Annotated in this window: 6 protein-coding genes; 1 reads left to right on the top strand and 5 read right to left on the bottom strand. The window is 32.5% G+C overall.

Annotated elements, in window-relative coordinates; all coding sequences use genetic code 11:
• Positions 1 to 230: 230 nt before the first annotated feature.
• The 3 genes from ACSV4D_RS08615 to ACSV4D_RS08605 form a co-directional block, all read right to left on the bottom strand.
• The gene (locus tag ACSV4D_RS08615; RefSeq protein ID WP_439227907.1) at positions 231 to 1,091 is read right to left on the bottom strand and encodes a glycosyl hydrolase; all 861 of its coding nucleotides are present in this window, start codon (positions 1,089 to 1,091) and stop codon (positions 231 to 233) included.
• Between the two features lie 712 nt (positions 1,092 to 1,803).
• Positions 1,804 to 3,396 carry an alpha-L-fucosidase gene (locus tag ACSV4D_RS08610; protein ID WP_439227906.1) on the bottom strand — a complete coding sequence of 531 codons (1,593 nt, stop codon included), beginning with the start codon at positions 3,394 to 3,396 and terminating at the stop codon, positions 1,804 to 1,806.
• Positions 3,397 to 3,581: 185 nt separating this feature from the next.
• Positions 3,582 to 5,876: an alpha-L-fucosidase gene (locus tag ACSV4D_RS08605; RefSeq protein WP_439227905.1), complete on the bottom strand. Its 2,295-nt coding sequence runs from the start codon at positions 5,874 to 5,876 to the stop codon at positions 3,582 to 3,584.
• A 776-nt stretch (positions 5,877 to 6,652) separates the two neighbouring features.
• Here ACSV4D_RS08605 and ACSV4D_RS08600 point away from each other — a divergent pair.
• Positions 6,653 to 8,053, top strand: a complete 1,401-nt coding sequence (locus ACSV4D_RS08600; RefSeq protein WP_439227904.1) for a tetratricopeptide repeat protein — start codon at positions 6,653 to 6,655, stop codon at positions 8,051 to 8,053.
• A 140-nt stretch (positions 8,054 to 8,193) separates the two neighbouring features.
• On the opposite strand, the gene ACSV4D_RS08595 is transcribed toward ACSV4D_RS08600, so the two are convergent.
• Positions 8,194 to 9,666, bottom strand: a complete 1,473-nt coding sequence (locus tag ACSV4D_RS08595) for a RagB/SusD family nutrient uptake outer membrane protein (RefSeq protein ID WP_439227902.1) — start codon at positions 9,664 to 9,666, stop codon at positions 8,194 to 8,196.
• Positions 9,667 to 9,676: 10 nt separating this feature from the next.
• The gene (locus tag ACSV4D_RS08590; RefSeq protein WP_439227901.1) at positions 9,677 to 12,841 is read right to left on the bottom strand and encodes a SusC/RagA family TonB-linked outer membrane protein; all 3,165 of its coding nucleotides are present in this window, start codon (positions 12,839 to 12,841) and stop codon (positions 9,677 to 9,679) included.
• Positions 12,842 to 13,003 lie beyond the last annotated feature (162 nt).

The raw sequence follows: 13,003 nt of genomic DNA, 5'->3' as shown, positions 1-13,003 counted from the left end.
GTATTTACAAATGTTTTTTATTGTACCATAGATGGGTTTTTGCATTCATAGGAATGCAAACTAATAAACCCAGTATTAAAATTTTGACCCCACAATATAAATCCCCTTAAAATTATTTTCAATTATTATTGATTATTTCGTTGACTTTATATACTTATTTATGGGCTTCGATGAATTTATTTGGTTCAATATCTGGTTCCATTTTGGTTATAATAAAATCGGTACAAGTATTAACGATCTTTTAATTCATATACTCTTATGTAATCAATCAAAGTTGTTCTTTCTTCTTTGCTTCCTGTAGCGACTTTACTTCCTTTCTCCGGTATGGGGTTCCAATCATAGGCTTCTATAGAAAATTGTAAAACCAAATCTTGATCAAAAGGTACAGGTGGTTTCAAAGTGTAAACGTATTCACCATCTAGATAAAACAACAATTCTGTTGGGCTTTTCCAGTAGAATCCATAGGTATAAAAACGTTCGTGGTTTTTAGTTGGCGGAGCCATTTTCTTTTGATCTCTAACTTGTTTTACACAGGCAGACTCTCTATGAATAGCATTAGAATGCATAATTTGGTCCCAATCAAAGGCCCATTTATGAGTTTGATCTGTCAAAACACCTACTGATTCCGTAATATCGATTTCATGTTTGTTTTCACAAGTTCCTTTATGACACAACCAAAAACCACCACCCATTTCTGTTTTGTTCATTTTCATACGGCACTCATAATAATGCCCTACAGATGTTTTTTTGTAGGATCGCAGAATACCTCCATGGTATTTATAGGTCGATTTCCCAATTGTAACAGGTTTAGGCAATTCTCCAACTTCAATGGTTAGACAACCATCTTTGATGTCAAAACTTTCTTTTTGAAACAATCCAGGAGCACGACCCGTCCAGTCTAATTTGTAATGTCCCTGTGGATCTATATTCCATTTTTTAGAATCAATTTTTTTACCATTAAATTCATCACTCAACGCCTGTACCTTTTCCCACTTCTTTCCCGCTATTTCCGGCAACTGTGCATACGAATTTGTAATGGCCAATATTAAAACGGCAAATACAATACTTTTAAAAATCTTTGAATATTTCATATTTAAAAATTAATTATTAGAGGTTCGGTTTTTATTTCTTTTATACTGCACCAATTATATTTGGCTCCTTTTTAAAACAAGTTCTCAGAATAGTTAATAATTTTAAAAGACAACATTTAGAATCATTAAAGTTGAACTTCATATCCCCGTCGATCAGGATCGAAAAATTTTCACAAATCCATATAATTCATTTTCTAGGGATTTACCGTAGTTCAAAACAAAAAAATGCTATTTAGAAAAGTTTTAAATAAAACTACTTCATCATAAAACAGTTCAAATTTGGGTTGCATATTCATCTTCAAAAATAGATTTAAAGCAATACTGCCCTCCTAACATATGTTTTTTATTCTAACATAAATGTATTTTCCAGATTTATGAAGGACTTTTAGATTGTACAATTCAAAATAAATGGGACTATTCCGAAGAATAAGCCCTTCTCAAAAAAATAGTAACAGCTGTTTTCTAAACGGAAATACAGGTTCAATTTAATAATTCTTAGTCTTATTTTATTAGGCAATTAGATAATACGCTCCTCAAAAAAACCACTATAAACTAGAGGTTCATAGTGGTTATAACATAGCAGTTTTTCTGCAAACATTTTTATTCACGAGGTTATTGGATAAAATGACTTGAAAAAACCAAAAAAATCATCAAAAACAATTTCTCAAAACAGGCTTTATAGAATAAAAATATTACAATATTTTTTAGTATTTTATTTCAACTCAACTTTATAACACCAAGCATATTTACCTTGAGCATTTTTTGGAAAAGTCAAATGTAATCCCTCTAAATCACGTTTCCAATGAATAGAATTTTTGGATCCGATTAAAGATACAGCAGCAATTTCTCGTTCCAAATAAGGGTTTACAGTTGACAAAGCTTTAACAACCACTTCTTCAGTTGATGGTTTATTTAAAACGGTTATATAAAGTGTATTGTTATCCTTACTTCTTGTAAATCGAATGTCTTTTTCAGTATAAATAGCCTCCCAATTTTCATTAAAATGTCCATCCTTCGATAATTTTGTAGGACCTTCTTCTGCAATTACCCATGGGCGAGTGTTATAAATTGCTTCTCCATTCATGTCTAACCATTCTCCTATACCCAATAAGGTTTGTTTTTGATCTTCAGGAATGGATCCATCTGCTTTTGGACTTACGTCTAGCAATAAACAACCATTTTTACTCACAACATCTACTAGAATTTCAACAATTGCTTTTGGAGAGCGCGAAGGTCTTGTATTATAAAACCACCCCCCTAAAGGAGTGTCACTTAACCAAGGATCTGGTCGTAATCCTGTAGAGCGCCCTTTTTCAAAATCCAAAATACCTGCTGTTGGAGGAATACATACATCGTATTTTATTTTATAAGCCAACCCTATATCCTGTTTGTTTTCGTTGGCTAAATTTAATAACCGAGAAAATGCTTTTTTGCGAATATTATCACTTAAAAGTTCAAGACCCATATCAAACCAAAAAAGGTCTGGCTTATATTTCAATGCTGATTCTTCTAAAATTTTAAACCAACGCTCTTCAAAGTCAGCATCAGGATATGGCTCAAAACTATCTGGAAGCGGTGAGAACGCATGTGGTTTTCCATATAAATCTTCATTACCTGGTTTTCCTCCGTCAAAAGCAAATGAATTGTAATACCAATACCAAGTAAAGGCATGGTGGTAGGTTATAAGGAATTTCATATCGCGTTTTCGAATGGCTTTTTCTAAATCGCCCACAATATCTACTCCTGCCATTTTTTTGCTATTCCAACGACTAATGTTTGAATCCCAATTCAAATAATTATCATGAAAAATTCCAATAGGCCCCATAAATTTAGCACCCGCTTTTTGAAATAAATCCGCCCATTCTTCAGCGTTAAATTTTGAAGGTTGAAATTGTTTTATAATATCTTTATAGCCTACTACATTTTGATCACCTCCAAAAAGTTGTTTATGTCTCAAAAATTCGCCAGAAGGTTTGTGTTTACCTAAAGGTGTATTTGTCCAAGAAACGCTAATAGTATCGTACATTGCCCAACCATACCACTCGGTAGTCTGATGTTGTGTAGCCACAGTGGCAGGTCCAATACATGTAAAAATCCCAAACTTAGCATCTCTAAACCACTCTGGTACAGAATGTTTTGCTATAGATGGCCATTCTGGTCTAAATTCAACACTTTTTTTAGCTTCTTCTATTTGATTTGTTTCACTTACATTTTCTTTTTTTGCTAATTTGTTTTGTGCGTTCAGTGTTGTTAGAAATACACCTATGCTCAAAACAAAAACTGTAAATTGAATCTTTCTTTTCATTTTATATTGTTTGGGTTAATTTTTAATGATTTGCTCTAATTCTAATTTATAAATTACGACTAAAGACCTATTTACCTTTTGTCTCTTTAGGAAATGCCAATTGCTGTCCTTTCCTGCGTGTTTCCAATTCAATTTTAAAACAAAAGCATTGCTGCTAGGATATTCCCTAGCAAGCTACTGTACTTTTAATGTTTTAAAATAGAAGATCTCGCCATCGAAACAGTCTCTTTATTATCTTTGAGTCCACAACTTATATCTAATATGTTTTTATCAACTTGCTCAAGTTCAACCATTCCTATTAGATTGTATATACTTATTTTTCCTTTACTACTCAGGCAAACAATATTTTTCTCAAGATTGGAAATATCAAGTGCGACTAAATCCTTACCTCCTAGTTTTTCCCAATAAGTCCCCTCAAAGCGCTCTAGCTGGCCATTGTTAATAATAGCAACCATTCCTAACCAGCCTCCGCCACATGCTATATCCTCAGCTTTTTTATCGAGTTTTTTCCAAATCAAATCAGCGTAATATGCAATTGTATGATCATCCTGAACTGCCCATATAGTCCCTGTTGTACTAATGTCACATCGTATTGCTTTGATTCCGGGAATCATTAACCATTCTTTATCATCTTTACTTTTTCTTGTAACACGATTTTCTCCACTTGGCAAATCAACCCACATAGGCAAATTCTTAGTATATAAATATACAATATTATCCATCCCAACGAATACTGTTCCTCCTGCACTAGCACCTACATCTAAAGCCTTAAATCCGAGGTCAATTTCTTTACCATTTTTAATTTCAACCAAAGAATTATCAGACTTTATAGCCCACACTTCATTTTGATTATTAACTGTAATTCTTTTATAAACTCCATCTGATTCCGTAATTGGTAGATTTTTCCACCAATCTGTTAACTGTTCAGTACAATCATCTAATTTTGCTACAGCTTTTTGACTGTATTCTTTTAAATTATCTAGCTCTATTTTTATAACCAGGGCATGTTTCAGTTCTATTCCTTTTGGAATTTCAACATTAAAGCTTTCTTCATCTGAATTCCATTTCAGACTCACATTTTCATGACCAAGAATTGACACTTTTTTAATACCTAAACTTTTCCCTTTTTTGGGAACTAGATATGGAACATTGAGTTTATTCCCTGTAGGCATCTCCATCAAACTTAGGTAAAGAGATTTTTCACCTTTTTTCACAATACGCAAATTACCAACACCACTTGTTGCCCAAGGGGTAGTTTCGTAAATTGACTCTCCATTAACCTTCATCCAAGCACCAATTTCTTTAAGAAGTAATAGCGCCTTATTGTCTAATTGACCATTAGACATAGGGCTTACGTTCAAAAGCATATTTCCATTCTTTGAAACTATATCAATTAATTCTTGCAATATCTCTGTTGCAGACCTATACTCATCATCTTTTACATAAGTCCAATCGCCAATTGAAGTATCTGTTTGCCATGGTTTTTTTCTAATTAAGGGCAAGCGAGCACGCTCAAGGTTTAAGGTTGCAATACCATCCCAATAATAACCCCACTCTCCTTTAGGGGCTTTTGCATACCAATCTTTAATACACATTACCGCTTCATTTTCCCCATTATGCCTTGCTGCATTAGTAGTATACAAGTTGGATATCATTTCTAATCCTGTTCGCCCTTTATCATCTCCAGGGAAGGGCACACCTCCATCAACATAGAAAAAATCAGGTTCATAATGTTCAAATAAATCTTTGCAACGCGCTAGCCAGTTTTCTTTCCAATATGTAGGTGCATTAGAGGGTTGAGTTGGTTTAACATCACCATCTGCATTCGGAGGTAGATAAAAATCCCAATAAGCTGCATCGTTGCCATCATAAGGCACACCAGCGTAAGGACCTTTTTTATCAGCACCTTTATTTGTCTGAAACCAACTTGAAGCCCGCTCAACATGACTTGTCACTCCCCAGCGGATTCCCTTATCTTTGTATTTTAAAACAGCCTGATGAAATTCAGCCATAATATCGCGTTTTGGACCATAATTCACAGAATTCCATTTATGGTATTTTGAATTCCATAAATCAAAATTATCGTGATGATTAGCCATTGCGACTATATATTTAGCTCCTATTTCAACAAACAAATCAACTAATGATTGTGCATCAAAATCCTCACCTTTCCACTCATTTACAATGTCTTTATAACCAAATTTAGACGGATGCCCATAATTTTTAAGATGAAAATTATAATGTGGATGCCCTTCAATATACATGTTACGCGCATACCAGTCACCAACTGCTGGAACAGTGTAGGCATTCCAACAAACCCAAATGCCAAATTTTGCTTTACTAAACCAATCTGGGGTCTCATATTGTTGTAGTGATTCTACAGTGGGATTGTAAATTTTAGGTGATTCCTTTTTACTACTCTGTGCATAACCAAATATAGTTGTGAGCACAAGTAATATTGACAGATGTCGAATTTTCATAATTTTAAATTTATTTGTTAATTGATTTGTTTAATTGCCATCCTAAAGACAATGTTAGTATTTTGTGTTATATTTTTTTTTTACAAAATCTAGTTTGTATTTAGTATATGATATTTTAATTTTCTAAACTAGTCGGGATTTGTATGCTAAGCGATAGACAAACTCCAATTCCTCTGCTTTAATTTTATAGCCTTTTTTTGTTCATTCAAGCTTGCTTTATTTAATTCATTTTTTAAATATGTTCCAGAATTTAACAGAAAAACATAACACGACACAAATAGACTGAACGATACATTATTACATTAGATATTTGATTTCAAGCTAAAGGTTTTGTTTATACTTTTTATTATTTGCTACTATATATTTTGATTTTTTAATCAAATAGAAAAACAGCATTCAATCCCAGTATTTTGAATATGCAACGATATGATTTTCAACATTTCAAAATTATTCTTATTTATTTCCATTGAAGAAAAACAAACTATATTAAAACTATATTCTACTATATCTTATACTAAATTAAACTATATTTTGCATGCCAATTGAGTATATTGCACGTTCAAGAAACGATATCCATGATTTTTAACTTATTCTTTAATTTCCGGACCATAATCTTTGGACTAATATTCACTATTGTTCCATTTACTTCTTTTTCACAAGATGCCAAAAATGACTCCGCTTATAAATTAGAAAAATTCAATAAGGAACGTTATTTAATGACGCAAAAAAGTACCAAAACAGCTTACAACTATTTTAGCAATGGTGCCAAATACTTTTTGAAAAAAGGAGATACAATTAACCATCTAAATTGCATTGCGCATCTTTCGGACATTGAACATCGTAAGGGACAGTTTAATAATGCTTTTGAATTGATTTGGGAAGCAATGCCTCTGGCTGAAAAAATTTCTAATAAAATGCCTTTAGTAGAATTTCATCAAATGTTAGGTATTTTATACCAAGTATATGGTAAAGAAACTATTGCTTTAAAACATACCAAAATAGGTTTGGAAATTTCAAAAGAATATTCCAAGGTAAATAAACTATATAAAAAAAGACTTACGTCATGTTATTTAGATGTTGCTGTACAATATGTTGCTATGAAGGAATATGATTTGGCTATTAATTATTTAGACTCTTGCTATTTTGTAGATACTTCAACTACTCGCTTGCACTTTGTAGATGCAATTTATTCGCAAGTATATCTTGAAAAACAGAATTACAAAAAAGCTCAAGAATATTTAAATGGTGTTACTGAGAATTTTGAAATGAATGGAAAGGTATTTCAAACCGCAACCAACTATTTTCAGGGGAGAATAAAATCAGCCATTAACGAACCTGAAAAAGCTATATTTTACTACAAAAAATCGTTAAAGGCTATTGATTCTTTGCAAAACAACCTCAATTTAAAACCTGAAGTATTAGAAAAACTTGCCTTTGAATATAGAAAAGTAAACAATTCAGATCAGGCTTTTTTATGTTTAAAAGAATCTAAACATCTTTCAGACAGCCTTTTTAATATTCAAAGCAAACAAAATAAAATTCTTTTTGAAATAAAAAACAAGTATAAAGAATCTTTATCATTAAAGGAAGCACAATTAAACACCCAAAATAAAATGTTACAGTTAAGCAATCAATCAAAATTTAGGCTACGATTGTTAATTGTAATACTAGTTTTACTAGTAATTATTTTAATCATTACTTTTCGACTACATTCGAAAATGAAAAAAGCTTCGTATGAAAAATTAATTCAAAAAGAAAAAAGTGAAGCAATCATTGAAGTAAAAAATAAGGAACTTACAACAAATGCATTGCAACTTATTGAAAAAGAACAGGCTGTATCCGAATTAATGGAAGCTGTAATGCTCAATTCTCCCAATTTATACAATAAATTCCAAGCAAAGTATAAAAAAAGTAACAAAAAAATTTGGGAAGATTTCCATCTCCGATTTACTCAAACGAACGATGCATTCTATAACAAGTTATTAATATCCCACCCCGATTTAACATCAACAGATTTAAAGCATTGTGCATTGATACGGTTAAATTTTGATAGCAAAGAAATGTCACATCTTTTAGGAATTTCCATAAATAGCGTTCATATGGCACGTTCTCGAATCCGCAAAAAATTAAATTTGACTAGAGAGGATAGCTTAAGTGCCTATTTGGGTAAAATTTAATACCGATTTTCATTCTTTTTTGTTTAATGCTCAATATCTGAATTGACTCATACTTTCGAACTAGTAACTTGAATTAATAATAAAAAAAGGTCTAATCAATTAAGATTAAACCTTTTTCAACCTAACCAAACTAAACCAATTTAATAATTATTTTGAGATAAAATTTTATTTGACAAGTCAATTTGTGTTTGCGGAATAGGCATCACTTCGTTTTTATTTTCAACAAATCCAAGTGGAGCCAAAATAGTTTTAGCTCTCCCAGTACGAATTAAATCTTGAAAGCGTAAACCTTCTCCTGCAAGCTCAACTCTTCTCTCATGATAAATGGCATCTAATAAAGCTTGCCCATTTAAGGTTGGAGGTAAATCAGGTACAACTGTTGGTAATGCTGTTCCTCTGGCTCGCGTTCTTACTTTATTTACATATTGTATTGCTGTAGGTGCATCGGTGTTGTATATAGACTCAGCATACATCAAATAGGCGTCAGCCAATCGAATTAAACGAACGTTTTGATCACTATTCAACTGCCCTCCAATTGTTGGAATTGCATATCCACTATAAGGTTTCCAAGAATATTTTTTATTGTAATGCCCTGTTCCATATACACTAGATTCATTAAAAATAAAAGCATCTAATCTAGGATCGTTTGCTTCATACTCATCAACTAAATTCTGTTTAATTTGTGCAAAACCAAATCCTTGTCCAGAAGGTGTTCTGGGCATCATTTGTTTTGGTACAGATGTTCCTAATCTACTATTATTAGAAGAATAATTGATTTCAAAAACAGATTCTTTACTCCATTCTCCAAGAGGTTGAAAAATTGTATTCAGTTCTACCAATTCATATGGTAACTTAAACAGCTCTTCACCATATAGCTTTACTTGATCCATCTTGTTTTGATATAAAGAAACTCTCATCATATAGCCCAATGCAGCACCTTTGTCTGCATGTCCCTGAAAAGAGGATGGTTTAGTAAATCTAGAAGGCAAATCTTGAATAGCTTTTATCAAATCTTGTTCAATGAAATCATACGTTTGAGCTTTACTAGCCCTAGGAATATCGGCCTTCCCATATGGTAGCGCTTTGTCATATAATGGAACTCCCCCAAAAAACGTAACTAAATTAAAATAATAATATGCACGCAAAAAATGAGCTTCGGCTGCAATTTCTTTTTTTCTGTTAGCATCAGTAAAATCAACTTGATCAATATTGTCTAAAACCAAATTTGCATACAAAACACCTCTAAACTGAATATCCCAACGAAAATTCAAGTAACTATTATTAGTTGTTAGAGTATATTCCTGTTTTTGTAATAATAATGGAATATCGGCCAAACTTAACCCCCCTTTTTCAATATCATCTGTTCCAATATCTCCCATAAATAAATCAGATGACCAAACTTGACCAAAAGAAGTATATTGTTCAAGCATTGGATTATAAGCAGCAGTCAATGCTTGTTCCATATCTGCCGGTGTTTTGTAAAAATTATCAACCACAGGAGAGCCAAAAGAATCAATTTCTAAATAGTCCTTACTACAAGATGTCATACCTAGTAATAAAACAACTGAAAAAAATCTGATTCCCTTTCTAAATCTAATATTTATATTATTCATAATTTTCTATTTAAAAATTAATATTTAACCCCAAAGAAATTGTTCTCACAGAAGGATACCTTCCTCTATCAATTCCAATATCCAAAGGACTACTTTGAGAATTATCGACACCCACCTCTGGATCTAATCCATTATACTTTGTAAATGTTAGTAAATTCTGAGCAGAAACATAGAAACGTAACTTTTCTAAAGCTATTTTATTTAAAAGAGTCTTAGGCAAAGAATACCCTAGCTGAATATTTTTCAATCTGAGATAAGAACCATCTTTGACATATCGACTAGAAGTTATTGTATTATTGGCTTGACTAGCAAAAGACGCTCGTGGAATAGAATTAGAAGTACCTTCTCCAGTCCATCTTCCTAAGTAATCTACATTAAAATTTGTAGACAAATCTCCCATTAAATCATAATCACTGGCATTAAAAATTTTATTCCCTTGACTTCCTTGGAGAAAGGCTGATAAATCGAACTGCTTGTAATCAACGTTAAGATTGATTCCATAAGTAAATTTCGGCAACGGTGAACCGATAAAAGTTCTATCCGCATCATTAATAATCCCATCATTATTTTGATCTTTGTATTTTACATCTCCCGGTTTTGTGCCCGGTAAATTCGGATAAGCATTAATTTCATTTTGATTCTGAAAAATCCCTAACATTTCCAGACCGTAGAATGACGCTAAAGGATGACCTGCTTCAGTTCGACTTACATTAGCTATTGCTCCTTGAGCGTTCCCTGTTTGAAATACTGTCCCCTCTGTGGCTAGTTTGAGTACTTTGTTTTTAATAACGGCAATGTTTCCGCCTACATTAAAAGAAAAATCTTTAATCACTTTTTTGTAGTTGGCAGTAAACTCAAATCCTTTATTCTCAATATTTCCCGCATTAGTAAAAGGAGAATTCCTATACCCAGACGAAGACAAAATAGGAGTGGGCATTAGCATATCAGTGGTATTTTTGATAAAATAATCTGCAGTAAGTGTAATCGAATTATTCAATAATCCTATATCCAAACCAAGATTTTTAGTCACTGTTGCTTCCCATTTTAGGTTTGAATTCCCAGGTGTTAGAGGTGTTACTCCTATTGTTGTTGCTTCACCAGGACCAAATGGATAATTGGTTCCTATATTTAATGTATTATAAATGGCTGAATTAGGGATGTCCTGATTCCCTGTTTTCCCCCAACCCAAACGGAATTTTAATTGATTGATAGCATCTACACTATAAAAATGTTCTTTATGAATGTTCCATGCCAAGGCTAATGACGGGAAGTTGGCCCATCTGTTATTGGAACCGAAACGTGAGGAACCATCTTTCCTGAATGTACCTGTCAATAAATACCTATCGTCATAATTGTAATTAAATCTACCAAAAAAAGATAATAATCTTGACTCTGAGATATCGCCACTATTAGTTGCCGAAGAAATAGAACCAGCACTTAAAGTGGGATTTATAACGCTTGGTGGAATATCATTTCGAGTCGTGTTAACATTGTTAAAATTCAATTCTTGAATTTCTTGCCCCAATAAAGCACTAATAGTATGCTTCTTTGCTATAGTTACGTTATAATTTAAAGTATTAGATATTACATAAACTCTATTTTCACTTCTGTTTAGCGTATAAGTGCTTAAAGGAGAATTGATAATAGAAGATACAAAATAAGCTGGAACAAAATTATCTACTTTAGTGTTGTTGATTTGTAAACCAAGATTTGACTTAAATTTTAAGCCTTTAGCAACATCAACATCAAGAGATACATCTCCTAAAAAGCTTTCTTTAATAGAAGGTGTATTAACATAGGTGGCAAACGCAAGTGGATTAGCCACAATACTATTAAATTTTGATATCCCAAACGATCCATCTGGATTGTAAATTGGAGATACAGGATCATTCATATAACCTAAAAATGCCACTCTACTTGTTGAATTTCCAAATTCTGCAACACTTCTGCTTTTTGCTTTTGCGTATTGAATATTGTGACTCAGTTTTACTTTTGGCATTATTTGATAGCTATTATTTACTCTGAAATTTGTTCGATTATAAGAAGAATTAACTACAATTCCTTCTTGATCAATGTATCCAAAAGAAACATAAAAGGTTGAGTTATCAGAACCTCCTGAAGCTGAAAGTTGATGGCTTTGTATTAGAGCTGATTTATATACTAAATCCTTCCAATTATAAGATCGTAATGATGAAGGGTTGATTAAATCTGAGTTCAATGGGCGCCCATCGTTAGCTAATCCTTCATTATATAAGGTTGCCCATTGCTCAGCATTCATAACTTCTAAATTGTCTATCCTCTTTTGAATTCCTGCATAGCCAGTATAAGAAATAACAGGCTTCCCTTTTAAACCACTTTTGGTCGTAATCAAGACAACTCCATTTGCTCCTCTTGAACCATAAATAGCAGTAGCCGAAGCATCTTTTAAAACTTCAATTGATTTAGCATCCTCCATATTAATACTGGAAATATCATTAATGGGAATACCATCTACAACATACAAAGGATCAGCGTTGTTCACTGTCCCAAAACCTCGCACCCTAACTGTAGGAGTCGCTCCTGGAGCTCCTGAACTTTTAGAAACCGTAACTCCAGCCATTCTTCCTTGGATAGCTTGGGCAATAGATGTATTTTGGGTTTTATTTAACTCCTTAACATCAGCAGAAGTAACTGATCCCGTGACATCAGATTTTTTAACAGTACCGTAACCAATTACTACAACCTCATCTAATGCCGCCGCATCGCTCTTCAATGAAACATTAACAACGTTTCTACCGTTTATCTCTACTTCGGTTGTTTTCATTCCTAAGTAAGAAAAAATCAATATTTTAGCTGTTTCTGGAAGAGTAAGAACATAATTCCCATCAAAATCAGTTGTAGTTCCTATAGTCGTCCCTTTCACCGAAACATTTGCTCCTGGAATAGGTAATCCATCGGGATCTTTTACTGTTCCTTTGATTGTTATTTGTTGTAAAGGGTTATCATTTATCTCTGTTTTTTCTAATTCAATTACAATAGTATTATTGTTTAAATAAAAGGTATGATTTATTAGAGAACGGGACCTTGCATGGGTTGTGCTCACAGTGATCAATAGCAATAAAATGGATAATTTAGTAGCCAAATTAAATTGAATATATAAAGACAAAGCATGTCTTTGACTAATATTTCTTTTCATATTTTTTTTTTGATTTAATAGATTATAATAAGCGGAAATTCCATCATTTTTAATCAGTATTTTTCATGGGCTTGATTGTTTTTAAGGTTGGTTAATAATTAATAATTTTTTTTTATTAAACTTCTAATTCTCGGTTAAAATTGCAAGATGAATAATTTGGTC

The organism is Flavobacterium sp. ARAG 55.4 (assembly GCF_051846875.1).
GTDB classification, from domain to species: Bacteria; Bacteroidota; Bacteroidia; order Flavobacteriales; family Flavobacteriaceae; genus Flavobacterium; species Flavobacterium plantiphilum.
The sequence above is the reverse complement of the archived record's forward strand: the minus strand, read 5'-3'. Positions and strand labels throughout refer to the sequence as shown.

What these genes read in the sequence shown, in the direction of transcription:
- ACSV4D_RS08615 (WP_439227907.1), bottom strand. Translation starts at nt 1,091, where the DNA reads ATGAAATATTCAAAGATTTTTAAAAGTATTGTATTTGCCGTTTTAATA.
- ACSV4D_RS08610 (WP_439227906.1), bottom strand. Translation starts at nt 3,396, where the DNA reads ATGAAAAGAAAGATTCAATTTACAGTTTTTGTTTTGAGCATAGGTGTA.
- ACSV4D_RS08590 (WP_439227901.1), bottom strand. Translation starts at nt 12,841, where the DNA reads ATGAAAAGAAATATTAGTCAAAGACATGCTTTGTCTTTATATATTCAA.
- ACSV4D_RS08605 (WP_439227905.1), bottom strand. Translation starts at nt 5,876, where the DNA reads ATGAAAATTCGACATCTGTCAATATTACTTGTGCTCACAACTATATTT.
- ACSV4D_RS08595 (WP_439227902.1), bottom strand. Translation starts at nt 9,666, where the DNA reads ATGAATAATATAAATATTAGATTTAGAAAGGGAATCAGATTTTTTTCA.